Annotated in this window: 20 protein-coding genes, 1 tRNA gene and 1 pseudogene; 15 read left to right on the forward strand and 7 right to left on the reverse strand. The window is 61.2% G+C overall.

Annotated features, from left to right (window positions below; translation table 11 throughout):
• The coding region (locus HPO_RS05330) for a phage portal protein (protein WP_157532684.1) at window positions 1-665 on the reverse strand (665 nt) is incomplete at its 3' end.
• Between the two features lies 1 nt (window position 666).
• Window positions 667-1107: a hypothetical protein gene (locus HPO_RS05335; protein ID WP_035595529.1), complete on the reverse strand. Its 441-nt coding sequence runs from the start codon at window positions 1105-1107 to the stop codon at window positions 667-669.
• A gap of 34 nt (window positions 1108-1141) precedes the next feature.
• On the opposite strand from HPO_RS05335, the pseudogene HPO_RS05340 reads away from it, so the two are divergent.
• Window positions 1142-2002, forward strand: a pseudogene (locus HPO_RS05340) (terminase gpA endonuclease subunit); the annotation flags it as partial.
• On the opposite strand, the gene HPO_RS05345 reads toward HPO_RS05340, so the two are convergent.
• A complete protein-coding gene (locus HPO_RS05345; RefSeq protein WP_051612320.1) occupies window positions 1974-2222 on the reverse strand; it encodes a helix-turn-helix domain-containing protein in 249 nt (82 codons plus the stop codon). The pseudogene HPO_RS05340 and the gene HPO_RS05345 sit on opposite strands and share 29 nt — an antisense overlap.
• A gap of 109 nt (window positions 2223-2331) precedes the next feature.
• On the opposite strand from HPO_RS05345, the gene HPO_RS05350 reads away from it, so the two are divergent.
• The 5 genes from HPO_RS05350 (at window position 2332) to HPO_RS05370 (ending at window position 5330) form a co-directional block, all read left to right on the forward strand.
• A complete protein-coding gene (locus HPO_RS05350; protein ID WP_035595531.1) occupies window positions 2332-2511 on the forward strand; it encodes a hypothetical protein in 180 nt (59 codons plus the stop codon).
• A gap of 75 nt (window positions 2512-2586) precedes the next feature.
• A complete protein-coding gene (locus tag HPO_RS05355) occupies window positions 2587-3219 on the forward strand; it encodes a helix-turn-helix domain-containing protein (protein ID WP_157532686.1) in 633 nt (210 codons plus the stop codon).
• Between the two features lie 194 nt (window positions 3220-3413).
• Window positions 3414-3629: a phage head-tail joining protein gene (locus HPO_RS05360; RefSeq protein WP_035595535.1), complete on the forward strand. Its 216-nt coding sequence runs from the start codon at window positions 3414-3416 to the stop codon at window positions 3627-3629.
• 1 nt (window position 3630) lies between these two features.
• Window positions 3631-3963, forward strand: coding sequence for a DUF2190 family protein (locus tag HPO_RS05365; RefSeq protein ID WP_035595538.1), 333 nt, complete (start codon window positions 3631-3633; stop codon window positions 3961-3963).
• A gap of 323 nt (window positions 3964-4286) precedes the next feature.
• Complete coding sequence (locus HPO_RS05370) at window positions 4287-5330, forward strand: tyrosine-type recombinase/integrase (protein ID WP_206742131.1); 1044 nt, start codon at window positions 4287-4289, stop codon at window positions 5328-5330.
• 74 nt (window positions 5331-5404) lie between these two features.
• Here HPO_RS05370 and HPO_RS05375 read toward each other — a convergent pair.
• Window positions 5405-5478 (reverse strand) — tRNA-Cys (locus HPO_RS05375).
• 161 nt (window positions 5479-5639) lie between these two features.
• Here HPO_RS05375 and HPO_RS05380 point away from each other — a divergent pair.
• The 8 genes from HPO_RS05380 (at window position 5640) to HPO_RS05415 (ending at window position 14359) form a co-directional block, all read left to right on the forward strand.
• Window positions 5640-6293 carry a protein-L-isoaspartate O-methyltransferase family protein gene (locus HPO_RS05380; protein WP_035595541.1) on the forward strand — a complete coding sequence of 218 codons (654 nt, stop codon included), beginning with the start codon at window positions 5640-5642 and terminating at the stop codon, window positions 6291-6293.
• Between the two features lie 96 nt (window positions 6294-6389).
• A complete protein-coding gene (locus HPO_RS05385) occupies window positions 6390-7670 on the forward strand; it encodes a TolC family outer membrane protein (RefSeq protein ID WP_051612321.1) in 1281 nt (426 codons plus the stop codon).
• Window positions 7671-7770: 100 nt separating this feature from the next.
• Complete coding sequence (locus HPO_RS21085) at window positions 7771-8436, forward strand: PopZ family protein (protein WP_051612322.1); 666 nt, start codon at window positions 7771-7773, stop codon at window positions 8434-8436.
• Window positions 8437-8526: 90 nt separating this feature from the next.
• A complete protein-coding gene (locus HPO_RS05395; RefSeq protein ID WP_035595542.1) occupies window positions 8527-11247 on the forward strand; it encodes a valine--tRNA ligase in 2721 nt (906 codons plus the stop codon).
• Between the two features lie 2 nt (window positions 11248-11249).
• Window positions 11250-12269, forward strand: coding sequence for an isoaspartyl peptidase/L-asparaginase family protein (locus HPO_RS05400; RefSeq protein ID WP_035595543.1), 1020 nt, complete (start codon window positions 11250-11252; stop codon window positions 12267-12269).
• Window positions 12259-12798: a GNAT family N-acetyltransferase gene (locus HPO_RS05405; RefSeq protein WP_035595544.1), complete on the forward strand. Its 540-nt coding sequence runs from the start codon at window positions 12259-12261 to the stop codon at window positions 12796-12798. The genes HPO_RS05400 and HPO_RS05405 overlap by 11 nt, the downstream gene beginning before the upstream one ends.
• Before the next feature lie 78 nt (window positions 12799-12876).
• On the forward strand, window positions 12877-13896 hold the full coding sequence (locus HPO_RS05410) for a DUF3137 domain-containing protein (protein ID WP_035595546.1): 1020 nt from the start codon (window positions 12877-12879) through the stop codon (window positions 13894-13896).
• 82 nt (window positions 13897-13978) lie between these two features.
• Entirely contained in the window at window positions 13979-14359 is a 381-nt protein-coding gene (locus HPO_RS05415) for a hypothetical protein (RefSeq protein WP_035595548.1), read from the forward strand.
• A 56-nt stretch (window positions 14360-14415) separates the two neighbouring features.
• Here the strand turns inward: HPO_RS05415 and HPO_RS05420 are convergent, their stop codons facing one another.
• From HPO_RS05420 to HPO_RS05430, 3 genes are all read right to left on the reverse strand, one after another.
• Window positions 14416-16368, reverse strand: a complete 1953-nt coding sequence (locus HPO_RS05420; protein WP_084324174.1) for an alkyl/aryl-sulfatase — start codon at window positions 16366-16368, stop codon at window positions 14416-14418.
• Between the two features lie 90 nt (window positions 16369-16458).
• Complete coding sequence (locus tag HPO_RS05425; RefSeq protein ID WP_035595550.1) at window positions 16459-18042, reverse strand: cisplatin damage response ATP-dependent DNA ligase; 1584 nt, start codon at window positions 18040-18042, stop codon at window positions 16459-16461.
• Complete coding sequence (locus HPO_RS05430; protein WP_035595552.1) at window positions 18039-19040, reverse strand: ligase-associated DNA damage response exonuclease; 1002 nt, start codon at window positions 19038-19040, stop codon at window positions 18039-18041. Before HPO_RS05430 ends, HPO_RS05425 begins: the two co-directional genes overlap by 4 nt.
• Window positions 19041-19184: 144 nt before the next feature.
• Here HPO_RS05430 and HPO_RS05435 point away from each other — a divergent pair, with 144 nt between their 5' ends.
• Entirely contained in the window at window positions 19185-20951 is a 1767-nt protein-coding gene (locus tag HPO_RS05435) for an arylsulfatase (RefSeq protein WP_035595554.1), read from the forward strand.

Consider the following 20951-nt stretch of genomic DNA (forward strand, 5'->3'; position numbering starts at 1 on the left):
CCAATGCCCACCGGCGCGCAAAGGTGCAGCACATCAGAGGCGGGAATGCGGATCGACGGCGCATAAGTGATTGCGGTTTGCGTCGGTTTGACCGGAAGAATCCAGTAGGCCGCGCGCGTGCCATCGGCCGCGAATTCAACACCGCCCACAATATACCGGCCGTCACCAAGGTCTGCCGTCTTCGCTTCGTCCAGTTGTTCGGCCGGGATGGCGCGAACGCGAAGGCCGCGCGGCGTCTGGATAAGGTGCAACAGCGAGTCGCCGTCCACAATCATTCCGTGAACGGCCAAAGCCACGACTCCGGCTAGATCGGTCCGGCCGTCGGCATCGGCCACGTTCTGCCAGGTCGCCCAGGCGGCGCCCAAGGCGGTGCGAGCATCGGTGTTCGCCGCCTTGCTGGCGGGGGAAATGCCGGTGCCGACAAGATGCGTCACAAGGGCTTCCACGCCGCTGCGAGCGTGGGCGTTGTTATTGTAGAAATACCGCGCCCGCGAACGCATCGGCCCCGCCGCTGCCAATGCTTCGGTACTCACTGCGCCGAAATGCGCGCCGCGATCCCAACGCCTTCCACCGGCCGCCCCGTCGAAACGGCGAACGGCTTCGGGCGCAATCGCACGGGCGATGGCTTGGCGGGCACGGTCGAAGGCGGACGGGCGGCGGACCATGTTAGTTCGCCCCGCTGCGATCTGACACCAGCGGCAGAAGGATAGGATTCAACTCAACATCAGAAGTCGAAATAGCTTGTCCTGCATAGGCATCTACAATCGTTGCTGATTTGGGTTGCGCCTCATCTTTTGCCATTATGGCCGCGGTGTATTTTTGCCCTTCAGTGGTCTGTCGAAGAGAGAAACGGATCACCCACAATTGGCCCTCGCCAATCCCGTTCAATGCCGCAGCAATGCCGCGGCCACTGAAGGAACCGCGAGAGGGAGCAAAGGCGCGCACCGCCCCCGCGACAAGGCGCAAGCTGTTTGCACCAAGATCAGCTAGCGAAGTGGCATATAGAATAAGAGCGGTTGCCACCTCCTCTTCACTAAAATCGGTCGTGCGCCCACGGCCGATGAAGAGTTCAGGCTGGATTAGGCCACGATCTCGAAAACCGCGCATCCTAGTATAAACTTCATCAGCACCGTGGACGAACACGGCGCTGGCAGAAACTTGGGACGATGGCCAGACACGGCTTGAGCCTGAGAGCCTCGCCGCGCGGGCTGAGAATTGGGGAGATATGTTGCCTGATGGGGTGGCCGTGATTACGGCCGGCGTCGACGTCCAGGATGACCGGCTTGAAGTTGAGCTGGTTGGCTGGGGATCTGGCGAAGAAAGCTGGAGCCTTGATTACATCGTGATCCCCGGTTCCCCCGCCGAAGCGGCGACATGGGCAACACTTGAGGGCATTCTAGGCCGTAGGTACACGCCGCCCAGGAACGCGCCGCCTCTTCCTGTCAGGGCCGTATGTATCGACAGCGGCGGGCATTACACGCCAACCGTGCTGGAATTCTGCGCAGCAAGATCAGCGCGCCGTGTATGGGCCATTAAGGGCGCTTCTGGCGCCGGACGCCCCGCATGGCCTCGCAGGCCTTCCAGAGCGAAGAAGGGCGGGCAGCCCCTATTCGTGATCGGCGTGGACGGTATCAAAGACGTCTTCTATTCGCGCTTGTCCATCGACACAGCGGGCGAAGGTTACGTCCATTTCCCGGCTGGCAGGGATGCTGAATGGTTTGCCCAGCTCACGGCAGAGCGCCTGCACGCTCGCTGGCACAAAGGGCGGCAGATCCGGGAATGGCGGAAACGGGCTCAGGATAGAAACGAGGCACTCGACTGCCGCGTGTATGCCATGGCGGCGCTGGAAGGGCTGAAGTCCCTTGGCCTCAGGCTGAACGATGAAGCCAGAATACTACTGGACGCACCTATGCGCGGGCCAGGCGATCCGGTTCCCAGTGAATCGCTGACGCCTCATCCAAAGCGCGGAGCCATCACTTCGCGCTGGATGAGCGGGCATTGACCAGGCGCACGCCGGGCTTCGCGCCATAGAGGAACTCAACACCGGCCGCTTCCAAGGCGGCCTTCATTTGCTCCAGCTTGTAGGGATCGGCAGTGTGGCCGTTCTCGAAACTGCTGATCCGGTTAGGGTGCACGTCTGCATGCTTCGCCAGATCGCGAATTGACCAATCGAGCAACGCCCGCCCGGCACGAATATGCAAGCTTGTCAGCGACTCATTCATTCCGTATCAAAACCGTGCGTTTGTACCGCGCGAATAACTTACAATCGAGAGGATTTAGGATGACTCGTTCAGAACTGGATAGAGCAGATCTGCAGAAAAGATCATGCAAATGCGCAGCAAAGTGGCGCTTGCCACAATGGCAATTGATGGCTGGAGCATCTGCGGAAAATCCGAAAATGGCGTGTACGCTTTGGGAATGATGCTCGATGAAGTCATAGCAGGCCTCACCGAAGTTGAAGAGATCCTTCACCCATCAAAGCCGAAAGCTGTGGAAAACGAGGCAGCCTAACTTATCCAACGCCCAATTTCAATTTGACGCATTACAGCTCTACTTCTAAAGTAAAGCGGTAAACGGAGCATCAAAATGAAATCAGGCATGACGGTCTCAGAAGTAGCTGAAAAGCTTGCGGGCACTTTGCCGCTCGATACGTCATATTTCGAGCGGCAAATTCGCCGTTGGGCTCAACAAGGACTTTTTGGCGATCTTCCGCGCCGGGGCCCGGGGCGAACGGCATCGCAGCTATTCGAACCAATGCATGTGGTTATGGCCTTTGTGTTTGGTCGACTTACAAGGATTGCTGGGGAAGGCGAAATCTTGAACATCGCTAGCCGGATAATGCTCCAGTATCGGCCCGCGATCCCTGTGAACATTTTCAGCGCTGACCACAGTTCCGTCGAGCCTAAGACAGCAGGACCGCTCCGTACTGTGCGACAGCCGTTTGCCGCTCTTGCGGCAGATTTTCTCGCTGAGCCGGAAAACGACGTGTTGTGGTTTTTTGTCTCGATCGACACGACTGACGATCGAATTGTCGGGGGCGATACTCTTGGAAAGGGCGCCCTCAGTCGTCAGTTGCAAGCTGGCGGCTTCTTTATCGCCCCAGACGGAATTGCGCAGTACAATCCGCTAACGCTCACCCATGTCGACACTATTATCTCCATCAACTTCACGGGTTTAGAGCCTTCATTCTTTGGAATGAAGTCGGCAGGCACAAAATGACGAGCCTAGCCACACGTATGAGCAGAACGCTACGCCGTCTTGGCCGCCTGCGTTTTCAGCGCTCCAGGTCCGATGACGGAGAGCCGTTGGGGCTTTGAAGTTGACGCCCTCCAGTTCAAAATTCGCCATGATCTCGGTCACGCCTTTGTCGAATGGCGCGGCTGGACGCGGCTTGATCACGCGGCGACACCCTGATGACTAGCGCGGCGGAGTTGGAAGCCAGACTTGAGGCACTGAAAGCGGCTCGGGCTTCGGGCGTCCGCAAGGTCGAATACGACGGCAACAGTGTCGAGTATCGATCAGATGCAGAACTTCGCCGCGCCATTCAGGATCTCACCGAAGAACTCAGAACGGCCCAGAGCGGCCAACCACGGCGGTCTGTGACCGTCCGTATGACGAAAGGATGGTAATATGCGCAATTTTGTTCAGCCAGGTCATGCCGTGACCGTGCCTGCCCCCAGAAACGTTGTGTCCGGCGAGGGTGTTCTTATCGACCGACTGTTTGGCGTTGCTGGCACGGACGCGGCATCCGGTGGGGATCTCGTGCTTCATTGCGAAGGCGTTTATGATCTTCCCAAATCCACCTCGCAGGCGTTCACGCTCGGCAGCAGGGTTTACTGGGACCCGACCGCTGACCAGTGCACAACCACAAGTGAGAGCAATTTCCTTGTCGGGGTATGTGTTGAGGCCGCCGGGTCAGCCACGCCAGAACTTCGAGTTCGCCTGTCAGGCGTTCTGAATTAACGGGGGGCGACATTGACGGCCCCGAGGTCGGCCGAACAACGAAAAGCGTTCTGGGACCCCCCACGGATATCGAGATCCTTCAAGGACGCACGGCCTCACCCCTTAACCAAATCGGAAACTGACGATGCCTAGACAGAGACCCCAGCGCCCCACCCTCCCCAGTGCGCGAGATGTGGCCGGCATTGCTAAGCGACTTCGCGCTGAAGGCTTTCGCTCGGTTTCCATCGAAACGACGCCTGATGGCCGCGCCCTCATCCTAGCCGCAATGGGCGAAGATGAGCCGCACTCCGAGCTGTCAGAACTAGAAAAATGGAGAGCAAAACGTGGCTCTTCCTAAAGGCGTTCACCGAGTTCGCAGGAAGCTGGTTGGCGGGGCTGTGAGATGGCACTTCTATACGCGGCGCGGAGGAACCAAATTCTGGGTCGATGGGGTGAAAGAGCCACGCGATCCTGACTTCTTTCGGGCATATGCAGAGGCAGCTGAGAGACCGCAGCCGGATCGGCTTATCGTCCCGTTGCTGGTCGAGCAGTTCTTGGCCAGCACTGCCATGCCAAAAGCCGAGCGCTCCCGCCGCGACGTGAAGAAATGGGCGGTACGGTTTGCAAACCATTTTCACGACGCACCGGCCTGTATTTTTGAGGAGAAAGGATCGCGCGGCGAACTTAATAAGTGGCGTGCGACCTGGAAACATTCTCCCAAACAGCATGACGCTGCGGGAACCCACGCAGTGCGCGTTCTCAATTGGGCGGTGGAAGAAGGACTTTTATCCGAGCACCACTGCCACAAGCTACACCGTCTTTATGAAGTGGACCGTTCGGAAATCGTCTGGACCGCTGCAGATCTGGAGGCGATCAACCGCATTGCCCCCGACTGGATTAAGCGTCTGCTGTGTGTTGCCTGTGAAACTGGCCTCCGCCCTGGTGATCTGATCAAGCTAAATCGCGGCCATGTCGAGAAGATCCCAAACGGACACCGCCTCAGGGTTCGCACCAACAAGCGGAAACGCATCGCCTCTATCCCAATCACGCCCGAACTGGCCGCAATCATTGCCGCTACCCCGGCGGATCAAATGCTTATCCTTACCAATGCTTCAGGCGGTCAGTTGACCGAACACAGGGCTTCTGAGGGACTTAGGCAATGGAGAGACAAAGCCGGGTTGTCCCGTGAGCTTCGCCTCCAGGACACCCGGGGCACAGCTGCAACTCGCCTACTGAATGCTGGCCTGACCCTAGCTGAAATTGCGAACCATATGGGATGGTCGATACGCACAGCGGCCAACGTTATCGAGCACTATGCCCGCGTCTCTCCGGATGAGACCGACGCGGTTTTGATCAAACTCGCCAAGGCCAGAGGGGCCGCATCATGAACAAAACTGTAAACGCCGCTGTAAACGGAGACGTGCGCGTAATGGGCTTCATAGAGAAAACCCAAGAAAAACAATGGAGGCCCCACCCGGAATCGAACCGGGGTGCACGGATTTGCAATCCGCTGCGTCACCACTCCGCCATAGGGCCTCAGGAGAAAGGCCCTCTAGCAGCGCTTGGGCGCGGAGACAATCGGCCTTTCATCACCTTTCACAGAAGAAGCATGTCGCGGCGATCCTGCGCATTGCGCGGCGCAGCCGCCGTGATACAGGGGGCATACCTATCCAGCGATTCAGAAACGGCGTTTTGAGATGGACTTCGACCTTGCGCGCGAAATCATGGTGGACAGCCAGATCCGCCCGAATGATGTGACCGATCCGGCGATTGTGGCCGCCTTCCTGCGCACGCCCCGCGAGGAGTTTGTGCCCAGCTCGCGCCGCTCTGTGGCTTATTCCGAGATGGAAATCGAAACAGCGCCCGGCCGGTCCCTATGGACGCCGCGCGATACGGCCAAGCTGATCAAGCTCGCCCAGATCAAACCAACAGATGTGGTGCTGGTGATTGCGGCAGGCTCGGGCTACGAAGCTGCCCTCATCAGCCATCTGGCGGACACGGTTATCGCGCTGGAAGACAAGGCGGGCCTCGTGGACGCGATGGGTACCCGCTTTGCCGAGCTCGGCCTTGATCGCATTGCGCCGGTAGAAGGCCAGCTGGCCAGCGGCCTTGCCGAACAGGCGCCGTTTGACGTCATCTATGTATGCGGCATGGTTGAAACCCTGCCCGAAGCATGGGGCGCGCAGCTTTCCGAAGGGGGGCGCCTCGTTGCAGTGGTCGCCGATGATGGGCGCCTGGGCCGCGGCAAGGTCTTCACCAAGGCCGGAGATACCCTCTCCTCGCGCGATGGCTTCGATGCCTGCCCGCCACGCCTTGTGGAATTTGACCGCAAACCGGCCTTCACCTTCTGAAGGCGCCCTGCGTCCATATGTTTTGGTGAACAGCGTTCACCTTATTAAAAGAAAAGCTTATATACCCTGCTGACAGGACCAACAGGGTATTCCATCATGCGTAAGCTCACGCCCCGGCTGCTGATTGGCACCAGCCTTCTTTCTTTCTTCTTGGCGACACCGGCGCTCGCGGAGACCTTGCCGGAAGCGGTTGCCTCTGCGTTTGCGACCAACCCCCAGCTGGAAATCGAGCGCTACCGCACGGATATCGCCCGGCAGAACCTTGAGGCCGCGCGCGGCGCCGGACGGCCCACCGTCAACCTGACCGCCGGCGGCGGCTATGAATATATCGACACGACCAGCCCGTTCGCCTTCGGCGTGGGAGACCGCCCGGTCGCTTCCGCCCAGCTGCAAGCCATCCAGCCCCTCTACACGGGAGGGAAGATTTCCGCCGGCATCCGGCAGGCTGAAGCGGGCATCAGCTCTGCTGACCTCGGCTTTGCCGCCGCCCGCCAGGATCTGGTTCTCCAGGTGGTCACGTCATACATGGATGTCGTCCGCGATCGTGAGGCCGTTGCCATCCGCAAGAACAATGTGGAGGTCACCAGCGAACAGGTGCGCGCGGCGCAGGACCGGTTTGATGTCGGCGTTGTCACCCGGACGGATGTGGCACAGGCCCAAGCCCGGCTCGAAGGCGCCCGCGCGGCACTCGCCGGCGCTGAAGCCACGCTCCAGGCCAGTGAGGCCAATTATCAGTACCTGACCGGGCTGCGCCCCGGCGATCTGGCCCCGCCTCCACCTGTGCCGCCGCTTCCGGAAAGCCTCGAGACAGCGCTGGTGACGGCGATCAAGGACAATCCCAGCATCGCTGCGGCGCGTGAAGATCTCCGCGCGGCAGACGCCGCCGTCGATTCCGCAAGAGCCGACGGCCGCCCGCAGGTAAACCTCGTGGGCACTGCCTCCCTTCAGGAAACATTCGGCAGCAATGATCAGCGGGACACCAGCGTTTCCGCGCTCGCACAGGCGCGCATTCCCCTGCTCACCGGCGGGGTGGTGAAGGCACAGACCGAAGGCGCCAAGCTGCGCCGCGAACAGGCGCGCCGGTTTATCGATAATCTGGAAACCCAGGTGCGCGCCCAGGTCACTCAGGCGTGGTTTACCTATGAGGCCGCCCTGCGCTCAATCGAAGCCTCGCGCCGCCAGGTCGAAGCGGCGGAAATCGCCTATGAAGGTGCTCAGGAAGAACTCGCCGTTGGCGTGCGCTCGACCCTCGACGCCCTGGATCAGGAGCAACAGCTGTTCGAAGCACGCTTGGCACTGGTCGCGGCGGAAAGAGACGCCTATGTTGCTGCCCACAACCTGCTGCGCGCAACCGGCGCACTGGGCACTATTGGCTGATCCACTCGCCTCTCAGGCGTTAACAATGTCAAACGCTTGTTAACCCCGGCGGCCTAACGGTGGTATTCAGACATTGTGATTCCGCCAGCGAGGGGCTGAGATGGCCAACGAAGCACATAAAGAACCCACGATGGAGGAAATCCTCGCATCGATCCGGAAGATCATTGCCGATGACGGTCCTGCGCCTACCGCCGGGCGGCCCGTCATGCGCGAAGTGACAGCCGAGCCGTCCAGCAGCCGTCCCAACTTCTCGTACGACAATGATGCTGACGATCTCGGCATGTTCGAGGGCGACGAGTCGGATCTGGCAGACGAAATCGCCGGAGAAGTGGCTGAAGAGTTCACCACCCAGATCAAGGGCCCGGAATTTTCCTTCGAGGCAATTCTCGGCGCGTCGACGGCACGGGAAGCCGTTACGCCCGCCCCGATGCCGGAGCCGGAACCCGAGATCGACCCGCCTTTCCAGCCTACGCCCCGCCCCGCGCCCCGCGCTGTTCAACCCGCCCCTCAACCGGAGCCGAAAATGCCTGCCGCACCGCGTTATGCAAATGAGCCTCTGACGGACGCACAAACTGCCGAATCAGCTGCCGGCGCGCTCGGCAAGCTGATCTCCAAGATGGATCTTGGCAGCGACAACACGCTGGAAGGCCTGGTGCGCGAGCTTCTCAAGCCTATGGTCAAGGAATGGCTCGATGCCAACCTCGCCCGGATCGTCGAAGAGAAGGTGGAAGCCGAAGTACAGCGGATTGCCCGCATGGCGCGCTAGCCTCATCCCTCAAACTTGCTATAGGGAACGGCGCGCCTTTACCGGCGCGCTTTTCTTTTATGCCCTGCCCGCAAAGCCCACACGAAAACGATGCTTGATCAGAGATTTGACCCCGCCGAAGCCGAACCGAGGCTCTATAAAGCCTGGGAGGAAGCGGGTTGCTTCCATCCATCGGGCGATACCAGCGCCCAGGCCTATTCCATCGTCATTCCGCCGCCGAACGTTACCGGCGTGCTGCATATGGGCCATGCGCTCAACAATACGCTTCAGGATGTGCTGATCCGGTTTGAGCGGATGCGTGGCAAGAATGTGCTGTGGCAGCCGGGTACAGATCATGCCGGTATCGCCACGCAGATGGTGGTCGAGCGCCAGCTGGCCCAGGAAGGCAATCAGGACCGCCGCACAATGGGCCGCGAAGCCTTCCTTGAGCGCGTCTGGAAATGGAAAGAACAATCGGGCGGCGCCATCACCGGCCAGCTCAAACGTCTCGGCGCCTCCTGTGACTGGAGCCGCGAGCGCTTCACCATGGACGAGGGCCTCTCGAAAGCCGTCACCAAGGTGTTCGTGGAGCTTTACCGCAAGGGCCTGCTCTACCGCGACAAGCGCCTCGTGAACTGGGACCCGCATTTCCAGACCGCGATTTCCGACCTCGAAGTCGAGCAGAAGGAAGTCGACGGGCATTACTGGCACCTGCGTTATCCGCTGGCAGACGGCGTCACATACGAACATCCGATCAAGGATGAAGACGGCAATCCGGCTAGCACAGAGACGCGCAACTATATCGTGGTTGCCACCTCGCGTCCCGAAACGATGCTGGGTGATACCGGCGTTGCCGTTCACCCCGAAGACGAGCGCTATAAGGGCCTTGTCGGCAAGTTCGTCGAGCTGCCTATCGTTGGCCGCCGCGTGCCGATTGTGGCGGATGAATACGCCAATCCGGAAAAAGGCTCCGGCGCGGTGAAGATCACCCCGGCACACGACTTCAACGACTTTGAAGTCGGCAAGCGCGCGGGCCATACGCCGTTGAATATTCTCACATCCGTTGCCGCCATTGTCAGCGGCGCCGAGGCAGACGCCGCAGGCATTCCGGAAGATTTCCGTGGGCTCGACCGGTTGAAGGCGCGCGACAAGGTAGTTGAAACCTTCGAGGTCCTGGAGCTCCTTGAGCGGATCGAAAAGCTGAAGATTGAACAACCCTTCGGCGACCGCTCCGGCGTGGTCATCGAGCCGTGGCTGACGGATCAGTGGTATGTCGATGCGGGCACGCTGGCCAAGCCGGCGCGCAAGGCGGTTGAAGACGGGCTTACGCGCTTTGTGCCCGAAAACTGGACCAAGACTTATTACAACTGGATGGACAACATCCAACCCTGGTGCGTCTCCCGCCAGCTCTGGTGGGGCCACCGGATTCCTGCCTGGTATGATGAAGACGGAAATTGCTTTGTTGCCAACTCTGAAGCAGAGGCGCAGCTGGCTGCTGGGCCAGGAAAAAAGCTGGTTCAGGATGAAGACGTTCTCGACACCTGGTTCTCCTCCGCGTTGTGGCCCTTCTCCACGCAGGGCTGGCCGGAAGAGACCGACGCGCTGAAAACCTACTACCCCACGGCCACGCTGGTCACCGCCTTTGACATCATCTTCTTCTGGGTCGCCCGGATGATGATGATGGGCATCGAATTCACCGGCCAGGCTCCGTTCAAGGACGTTTACATCCATGCCCTCGTCCTCGACGAGAAGGGCCAGAAGATGTCGAAGTCCAAAGGGAACGTCATGGACCCGCTGGACCTCATCAATGAGTATGGCGCCGACGCGCTGCGCTTCTCGATGAGCCGTCTGGCGGGACAAGGCCGCAACATTCGCCTGTCGAAACAGGTGGTCGAAACCAACCGGAACTTTTCCACCAAACTCTGGAACGCCGTGCGCTTTGCCGAGATGAACGAGTGCGGCGCGCCAGGTCAGATTGATCCGTCCACAATCGAACGCCCGGTCAACCGCTGGATTCTCAGCGAGCTCTCGGCCTGCGTGGAAGACGTTACGCGCGGACTTGAGGAATACCGCTTCAACGAAGCGGCTGGCGCGCTTTACCGCTTCATCTGGAACACGCTGTGCGACTGGTATCTGGAACTGATCAAACCCTTGCTCGCAGGCATGGATGACGGCGCAAAATACGAAACGCGCATGGTCTGCGGTTATGTTATCGATGAAGCGCTGAAACTGCTTCATCCCTTCATGCCCTTCGTGACCGAAGAGCTGTGGGAGCGCCGCGCCCCTGGGCGGGCAAACGATCAGGGTTTCCTGATGCTGCAGACCTGGCCGAAAGCCACCGGTTGGCGCGACGCGGCAGCTGCTGAAGAGATTACCTGGCTGATCGACCTCATCACCGAAATCCGTTCCCTGCGGAACGATCTCGGCGTGCCGGCCGGCGCCAAGGTGCCGCTTGCTTTCGTCAATGCCAGCAATGGCGATATCATGCGCGCCGAGGCGCATGGGGAAATCCTTCGCCGCATGGCGCGCGTGGAAGATGTGACGCTGCCAAATGAAATGCCGGCAGGCGCCGTTTCCGCCGTAGTCGGATCAACGGTGGCGGCCCTTGTCATCGCAGATCTGATTGATGTGGCCGAGGCACGCAAACGCCTCGACAAGGAAATCGCCACGCTGGACAAGGACATCACCAGCACCGAAAAGAAACTCGGCAATGCTGACTTCGTGGCCAAGGCGCCCGAAGAAATTGTCGAGGAAAACCGGGAGCGCATCCGTGATTGGACCGCGCGGCGGGAGAAACTGAGAGCGGCCCGCAAGAGCCTTGAAGGGATCTGAAAATGAAGACACTGACGCAGCTCGCCCTCGCCTTTGGAGGATTGATCATGACCGCCTGCGCCAGTGTCTCCGCCGAACCTGCCCCTACCCCGGAAGCGACAGCGCCTGAGTGGCGCCTCGTCATCCATGGCGGCGCAGGCGTGATCCTACCGGGCAGCATGACGCCGGAACTCGAAGCCGCTTATATCGCCGCGCTGAATGTCTCTCTCGAAGCCGGCGCGAAGGTGCTGCGCGAAGGCGGCAGCGCGCTCGACGCGGTGGAGGCAGCCGTATTGACGATGGAAGATGACGCCCTGTTCAATGCTGGCCATGGCGCAGTGTTCACCGCCGCGGGCACCCATGAACTCGACGCCGCGATCATGGACGGCCGCGACCGGAATGCCGGCGCCGTTGCGGGCGTGATGCGCGTGAAAAATCCGATCAAAGCCGCCCGGGCCGTCATGGAAAAGTCCGAGCACGTCATGTTCGCGGCCACGGGCGCCGATGAATTTGCCCAGGCGCAGGGCCTCGAAATGGTCGAGAACGGCTATTTCGACACAGACCGGCGCCGCGAGGCGCTGGAGCGTGTTCTGCAGGAACGGGCCCGCACGGCCGCCGATCGTCACGGCACCGTCGGCGCGGTCGCCATAGACGCCAACGGTGACCTCGCCGCTGCCACCACCACCGGCGGCATGACCGCGAAAGCCGCAGGCCGCGTGGGCGATACCCCGCTGATCGGCGCGGCCACCTATGCCGAAAACGGCGTCTGCGCCGTCTCTGCCACCGGCCATGGGGAATATTTCATCCGTGTAGCCGTTGCCAAAACCATCTGCGACCGTGTGAAACTGGCGGGCGAAGACGTGAAGACGGCAGCTGGCGTGGCGCTGGCTGAAGTCGCCGCGCTCGGCGGCGATGGTGGCGTCATCGTGATTAGCGGCGATGGCGACTATGGCTTCGTTTTCAACTCCGCCGGCATGTATCGCGGCTGGATCGATGCCACCGGTTCCGGCACCGCCATCTACGGCCAGAGCGATGCAGACTGACCATGCTGCTTCGCAACTGACGGTTCGCCACGCAGTTCCGGGCGATCTTTCGGCGCTGGTTGCTTTGTCCCAGAAAACCTTCACCGACAAATTCGGGCACCTCTACCACCCCGAAGACCTCGCCAGCTTTCTCGAAGACTCCCACGGAACGGCCGCCTATGCCGCCTGGCTCACCGATCCGCGCAACCTGATCCGCGTGGCGGAGACGGAAACCGGCGTGCTGGCGGCCTACCTTCTGTGCAGCCCGCTCTCGCTCCCTGCGGACAATGCACAGCCCGGCGCTGTGGAACTCAAACGCCTCTATGTCGACACGCCGCTGCAGGGGCGCGGGCTCGGCTCGCGATTTGTAGACGAAGCCCTCTCCTGGGCCCGCGGCCAGAGCGCGCCGGAAGTCTATCTCAGCGTCTACTCGGAGAATGAAGGCGCGCAGCGGCTCTACGCCCGCTATGGCTGGGAAAAGGTGGGAGATTTCATTTTTCCCGTCGGTCGGCACGAAGATCTCGAATATCTGCTGCGTCTCGCCCTCTGATGCCGGAATCGGGGCCTTTCAGCCCCGGCCAACTCGCCCTAGACTTGACGGACCAATTGACAGTTCGGGACAGCTGGCATGACCGATACCCCCCCTTCCACGGACAATTCCGCAGGCAATCTCGCCATCCGTCAGGCGCTTGCGGGTCTTCCCAAGGAGTTTCAGGGCTTCGACCAGATCTTCGAGGAGCGCATCCGCCCCGCCCTGCTGGCGCGGGAGGAAGAGCGGATAAAGGTCACCAAGCGCGCCATCCTGATGCGTTGGATCGCCGGAGGCGTGATCGCGGCGGGACTGGCAATTGCTTTCCTGTCTCAGATGCTCTGGATCGCCATCGTCGCGGGGTTTGTCGGCATAATCCTCTTTGCCGGCGGCGAGCATGGGGTGAGCCAGCTTGCCAAGGAAGCCAAGGGCCTGATCGTCGTGCCGATCGCCGAGCAGTTCGGCCTGAATTTCACTTCTGAACCTGGCCCTGTGGAGTCGATCTATCGCCACAAGGAAGTCGGTGTGGTTCCTGGCTGGGACCGTTCCAAGTATGAGGACTATATCACCGGCGTGCGCCGCGAGGTGAACTTCGAACTGTTCGAAGCCCATCTTGAGGAAAAGCGTACCACGACAGACTCCAAGGGCCGCACACGGACCACCTGGGTCACGGTGTTCAAGGGCCAATGCCTGCGCCTCGACTTCCACAAGACCTTCTACGGACGAACGCTGGTGACCCGCGATGCCGGCTTCTTCAACCGCTTCGGCGGGGGGAAAGGCATGCAACGCGCTGGCCTTGAAGACCCGACCTTTGAAAAGATCTTCGAAGTCTACACCACTGACCAGGTTGAGAGCCGGTATCTGCTCACCCCCGATGTGATGCAGAAACTCGTAGACCTCGAACAAGTGTTCAAGGGCGGCAAGCTGAAAGCTTGCTTTGACGGCGGTGAAGTACTGATCACAGTCCAGGGCGGCAACCTGTTCGAACCCGGCAGCATGTTCAAACCGCTCGACAGCGCAGACCGCGTGCGCGAGCTTCTGGAAGACTTCAACGCCGTCTTCAACATCATCGATGTAATCACCGCTGGCCGCATCCGGGTGGAACAGAACCACAGCTGAAATGCGGCGGTGAGGTGGCAGACCTGTTCAGCCTCGCTTCATCGCTGGCCCGGATAATCAGGCCGATTGCAAGGAGCTCTCAATGATCCTGTTTCGTCCCCTGTTTCTGGCCACACTGATGATTGCCTGCCCCGTGGCGGCCGCACAGGCCAATGGCACGGCGGACATGCAGGCCTGCAAGGCCATGGCTGCCACACTGCCGCCAAAGCAAGCCGAGATCACGCAGCTGACGACAGAGCGTGATGCGGCTGCGGAAGCCGTGGAATCCACCGGAGAGGCCTGGGAAGATACAGAAATTCACCGCCGCGCCTCTGCTGGCCATGCCGCAGCTGCCGACGCTGCCAGGGGCGTTTATGACGAGGCCAAGAAGCGACTTGCACGCCATGAGCTGGCGCTGCAGGCGAGCGTCCGCCAGTACAATGACGACGTCGCCGCCTTCAACAGCCGCTGCGCGACGAAATAGGCTTCCGATACTACTGCGAGAACGAAAAAGGCCGGGCTCAAGACCCGGCCTTCTGCTTACGGCGTTACGATTTCGAAAGGTGGGCCGGTATCGGCCGGATCGAACACGGACATCAACGCCGCCGTGGCGCCCGGCTCGCCCTCCACCTTCATGATGCCCGCTTCCATCAGCGCGGCGGCGGTCTGCCCGGCAAACAGCATTGCCAGAAAAGCCGGGCGCGGAATGGTAACCGTTGCGTCCACGGGGCCTGCCGCACCGTCTTCATGGATCAGCACGGAATTGCGGATGGAAACACGGCGCGTCTCGCCCCGGTCCGGGAAGACAAATGCCACAGACGTTGCAATCCCCTCGGCCTTGGCCGGATCAACGCGAATGGCCAGCATGTCGAACACCTGCGGCGTTGTGATCGCGCCGATCATGTCCGGCGAAACGGTCGTGATCTGACGATCGGCCGGGGTTTCTCGCGCCTCGGCGGCGCCCGTAAGGTACATGTTCCGCCACAGTGACCCTTCCGCCTGATAGCCCATCTGCTCGAACGCCTTCGCCAAAAGTTCGCGAGCCTTCATGTTGGTGTCGTCGGAAAAGACAATATGGCTCGCCACCTGCGTCGCCCAGCGATAGTCGCCGCCATCATAGGCCTTCTGCGCCACCTTCAGCGCCTTTTTTGCCCCGCCCATCGCCGCCACATAGCGCTTGCCGGCTTCTTCCGGCGGCCAGGGGTTTAGGTTGGCCGGGTTGCCATCATACCAGCCAAGATAGCGCTGATAGACCGCCTTGGAATTGTGAGACATCGTGCCGTAATAGCCGCGATTGTACCATTTGCTTGCAAGGCTATTGGGCAGAGCAATCACCTCGGCAATCTCGCTGGCCACATAACCCTTGTTCATCAGACGGATGGTCTGATCGTGCAGGTATTTGTAGGCGTCGCGGTGATGCGACATGTATTCGGTGATCTCCGCCTGCCCCCAGCGTGGCCAGCCATGAGACACGAACATCACGTCGGTCTTGTCGGCATAGAGGGCGATCGACTCGGTCAGATAATCCGCCCACGCCTTGGAGTCGCGCACCAGCGCGCCGCGCGGCGGCAACACGTTGTGCATCGTCGCATTGGCATTCTCTGCCAGACAGAGCGCGCGGAGATGCGGAATATAGAAGTTCATTTCCGCCGGAGCCTCGGTGCCGGGCGTCAGCTGGAATTCGATCGCGATGCCATCGATAACCAGCGTCTCGCCGGTCTCCGTGATAGAATGCGTCGGCGGGATAAGGCTCATCGAACCGCGCGGAATGCCCGTGCCGATGCCCGCGCCGCCCTGCCCCGCCGGGCCGGGTTCGAGGCGTGACCCAAACTGGAAATTCGCCCGTCGGCTCATCGCTCCGCCTGCGATCAAGTTCTCGCTGACGGCATGCTCCATGAAGCCTTCCGGCGCGATGATCTGCACCTTACCGGCAGCCACATCCTCCACCGTCACAATGCCTTTGACGCCGCCAAAATGGTCGGCATGGCTATGGGTATAGATTACCGCATGGATAGGCTTGTCGCCCAGATGCTGCTTCACAAGTTCAAACGCCGCCGCCGCAGATTCGGTCACTGTCAGCGGATCGACGATGATATAGCCCGTCTCGCCTTCGATGATGCTCATCACCGAAATATCGAAGCCGCGGATCTGCCAGAGCCCGGGAGTCACTTCGAACAAGCCATGTTGCTTGAGCAGCCCCAAATGCCGCCAGAGGCTCGGGTTCATCGTTTCGGCAGTGGGGCCGTCGGTAAAATCATAGGCGCTGAGATCAAACACCTTCTCGCCGTCCGCGCCAAGGATCACCGGATCTTCCCGTGTTACCAGGAATCCGCGCGCGGCAAGTTCAGCCTCTGACGTATCGTCCCAGGGCAGCCCTTCGGCGAACGCCTTGTTGGCGTTGATTGTTGCCTCAGTGGCTTTACCAGGCTCAGCGATCGCGCCCAGCGCAGGAACCAGCAGGGCCGCAAAGCCTGCAACAAGATGACGGCGCATGTGTCTCTCCCCGGAATGCGTGTCATCTCTTTTGACACGTCTTGTGCAACATCTGCTATCGCCCGAAGGCGGAGTTGCCAAGTCCGGTATTCACCCCGTTTGCAGGATCAGGTTCCGGAGCGTCGCCACCGTATCGGCTTCGGCTGCCGGTTTATCCCAGCGGATACGGCTGATCCGGGGGAAGCGCATCGCCAGCCCGGATTTGTGTCGGCTGCTCGCCCCGATGGAATCAAACGCCACCTCCAGAACCAGTTCCTTGCGAACCTCCAGCACTGGCCCATAGCGCCCGGTAATGTTTCCGCGCACAAACTTATCGAGGCGCACAAGCTCTTCATCGGTAAAGCCGGAGTAAGCCTTCCCTACCGGCACTAATTGGCCATCCTCTGTCCAGCAGCCGAAGGTGTAATCAGAATAGAACGATGATCGTTTGCCTGATCCGCGCTGCGCGTACATCAACACACAATCCGCCGTATACGGATCTCGCTTCCACTTATACCACAACCCCGAAATCCGCCCCGCCATATAGGCGCTGTCCCGCCGCTTCAGCATTACGCCCTCGATGGCCGGCGCGGGTGGCTCCCGGCGCATTGCCTCCAGCATGACGGCATCCGTCACCGGCACCAGCGGCGAAAGATCAAACCGGTCCGGCGGCAAACGCTGCACAAACATCTCCAGTATTCGCCGCCGCTCAACCCAGCTCTGAGGGCGCAGATCTTCATCCTCATGCTCCAGCAGGTCATACACCCGGATGAAGGCCGGGGAGGCTTCCAGTAGACTGCGCGGCGGCGCTTTGCGCCCGAGACGTTTCTGCAATTCCGAGAAGGACGCCGTCCGATACGGAACGTTTTCGTCCGCTACCAGAAGCTCGCCGTCCAATGCCGTGCCATGTGGGATCGCTCCGGCAAATTCCGGAAAGGCTTCGGAGATGTCCTCCCCGCCCCGGCTGTAGAGGCGCGCTTCGCCGCGGGCCCGCGCCAACTGCACGCGGATGCCATCCCATTTCCATTCTGTGGCAAAGTCCCGCAAGTCCGGCGGCGCGCCCTCCACCGGTACAGACAGCATGAATGGCCGGAACCGCACCACCGCGCTCACATCCGGCGCAGGCGCGGCGCCGGTTGCCCAGGCAAAAAGATCGTCATGCGGCGCCGGGCTCGCATGCCAGAATTCCTCCACATCCGCGAGCGCCAAGCCGAACGCTTCGGCAAAAGCGGTCTTCGCCAGCCGTTCGGAAACACCGATCCGGAAGTTCCCCAGCGCCAGCTTCAGCAGCGCGAACCGCTCCTCCACCGTGGACTGATCAAGCCACCTCGCCAACAGGCCTGGCGCCTCCCCCCGTCGCGTCGCCTGGAGCGCCGTCACAACCCCGCGCAGCGTCAGCGGCGCGGCCGCCCCGCTGTCCTGGGCGGGCCAGATCAGCGCAACCGTCTCTGCGGTATCCCCCACAAACTCCCGGCTGAGGCGCAGCAATTCCTCGTCCACCCGCTCTGCCGCCATCTTGCGCACCACGCTGGAGGTCAGCTGCGGCAGGTCCAGCGATCCGCCCAGCGCCGCGAGCGCCCAGCCCCGGTCTTCGGGATCAGCCTCCCGCAGATAGCGCGCAATCAGGCTCAGCTTCTCATTGCGAGAGCGCGTGATGATCAGCCGGTCCAGCAGGCGGGCAAAGTCGGCAATCATGCCTCGCCCTCATCCGTTCGCCCCAACATATGCAGCGCCCGCGCGCGGATCTGATTGAGCTCACACCAGCGCAGCAGCCCCGCCTCGCTGCCATGCGTCACCCACACTTCCGAAGGCGCCACCTCGCGGATCGTCTGCGTCAGCTCTGCCCAGTCTGCATGATCAGAGATCACCAGCGGCAGATCGATATTGTTTTGCCGCACCCGCTGGCGCACTTGCAGCCAGCCGGATGCCATCGCGAGCACGGGGTCTGGCAGGCGCCGTGTCCATCGATCCCGCAGTGCGCTTGGCGGAGCCACCACCACATGTCCCGCCATTTCCTCTGCTTCCGCGCCAGTCGCCGAGCGCAGCTCTCCCAGCTTCACGCCATGGGCCTCATAAAGCGCGCAAAGCTTCTCCATCGCGCCGTGCAGGTAAACCGGCCGGTCATACCCCGCCTCGCGCAGATGGCAGATCACGCGCTGCGCCTTGCCCAGCGCATACGCGCCGATCAGCACGCTGCGCTCCGGTGCTTCAGCCAGACGCTCCATCACCTTGGCCACCTCACCCGCCGCCGGCGGATGCCGGAACACCGGCAGACCAAAGGTCGCCTCGGTAATCAGCACATCACAAGCAACGGGCACGAAGGGCGGGCAGGTCGGGTCCGCCGCCCGCTTGAAGTCGCCCGTCACGATCACCCGCTCGCCGCCCCGCTCCAACAACACCTGCGCCGAGCCCAGAACGTGGCCCGCCGGATAGAGCGTCACGCGCACATCCCCGATCTCCACCGTCTCGCCATAGGCCACCGCCCAGCCCGCCGTTGGCCCATACCGGGCCTCCATGATCGCCAGCGTCTCGTGCGTGGCGATGACGCGGCCATGCCCCGACCGCGCATGATCGGCATGGCCATGCGTCACGATTGCCAGCGGCCTCGGCAATGACGGGTCCACAAACGCCGCCCCGCCCGCCACCTCAATCCCGCCCGCGCCGGGCCTTATCCAGTCAATTGGCAAACTCATCCTCACCGTCAAACGCGCCGGCGCGCCGGAAGGTTCAATCTGGACTCTTCCGGCGCGGTGGCAAGCCGGACGCAGGAATCAATTGACGCGATGCGTGTCATAATGTCAGATGGATGTAACGATAAGATGAGGGAGGGTTTCATCATGAGGCGCAGGCTGTTTGCTGCCTTGACTATCCTTGTGGCCGCCGCTGTGCCGGTATCGGCACAGGCCCAGAGCCAAAAACCCAACTTCGTGGTGATGGTGATCGATGATGCCGCCCTGATGGATCTCGGCATCTATGGCGGGGAAGCGGCCACACCCAATATTGACGCCCTCGCCACCTCGGGCGCGATGTTCACGCAATACCGCTCCTCCCCGCTCTGTTCACCCTCGCGCGCCATGCTGCTCACGGGGGTCGATAACCACCGCACCGGCATCTCCACCATCCCGGAAGTCCTGCCCCCAGAACATGTCGGCAAGCCCGGCTATACGATGCGCCTGGAACCCGGCGTCACCACGCTCGCTGCGCGCCTGAAGCCGCTGGGATACCGTACCCTGATGACCGGCAAATGGCACCTTGGCAGCGGCAAGGGAGACCTTCCCGATGGTCATGGCTTTGACCGGTCCTTCGCGCTCGATGCGTCGGGGGCGGACAATTGGGAAGACAAATCCTACATGCCCTTCTACGCGGATGCCCCGTGGTATGAAGATGGCAAGCCCGCTTCCCTGCCAGAGGATTTCTATTCCTCCACCTTCATCGTCGACAAGATGATCGACTATATGGACGAAGGAGACACGAGCGCGCCCTTCCTCGCTTATCTCGGCTTTCAGGCGCTCCACATCCCGGTTCAGGCCCCGCCGGAATTTACCGCCAACTATCTCGAAACCTACCGCGACGGCTGGGAAGCGCTGCAGACGCGCCGCTGGCAACGTGCCCAGGAACTCGGCCTCGTGCCTGCGGGTGCCGCCCAACCCGCCCTCCACCCGAACCTTCGCAAATGGGACGATCTTTCGGAAGATCAGCAGCGCCTCTTCGCCGCGCGCATGGCCGTCAATGCCGGCATGCTGGAAGCGATGGACCATCATGTTGGCCGCCTGATCCAGCATCTCAAGGAAACCGGAGACTACGAGAACACGGTCTTCGTCATCACCTCGGATAACGGGCCTGAGCCCTCCACCGCAGAAGACCCGCGCTTCGGCCCCTGGCTGGCCGCCAATGGCTATCATATCGGCCTTGAGCGCATCGGCGAGAAAGGCAGCTACGGCTTCATCGGCCCGGAATTTGCCAGCGCAGCATCTTCCCCCAGCTACCTTTTCAAGTTCTACGTTTCCGAGGGCGGCCTTCGCGTACCGCTCATCATGTCCGGCCCCGGAATATCTCCCGGACGGGTGGACGCCTTCGCAATCGTCACTGACGTTGCGCCCACCCTGCTGGAAATGGCAGACGCCGGCCCTGCGCCAGAAGGCAGCATCTCTATTGATGGCCGCAGCCTGCTGCCCCTGCTGTCTGGCGATGCCACACATGTCTACGCGCCAGATGATGCCATTGGCATCGAGGTGTCCGGCAACGCAGCTCTTTATAGAGGCCCCTGGAAGATCGTCCGCAATCTCCAGCCCTGGGGCGATGGCAACTGGCGCCTGTTCAATCTGGAAAACGACCCGGGCGAGACTCAGGATCTCAGCGCCGACCATCCGGAAGTCTTCGAGCAGCTTCAGGCAGACTACGCCGCCTATGCAGACCGGGTGGGCGTGCTCGAAGTGCCCGCGGGCTACAATTCCGTTGCCCAGGTGGAAAAGAACATGACCGCCGCCGTGCTCAAGCGGAACATGCCGAAAATCATCACCTTCGGCATTATCGGCCTGCTGCTCCTTGGCGGCCTCATCTGGCTGATCATCAAAGTCCTCCGCAGCCGGAAAAAAGAGGCCTGA

This window comes from Hyphomonas polymorpha PS728, from assembly GCF_000685315.1.
Classification (GTDB): Bacteria; Pseudomonadota; Alphaproteobacteria; order Caulobacterales; family Hyphomonadaceae; genus Hyphomonas; species Hyphomonas polymorpha.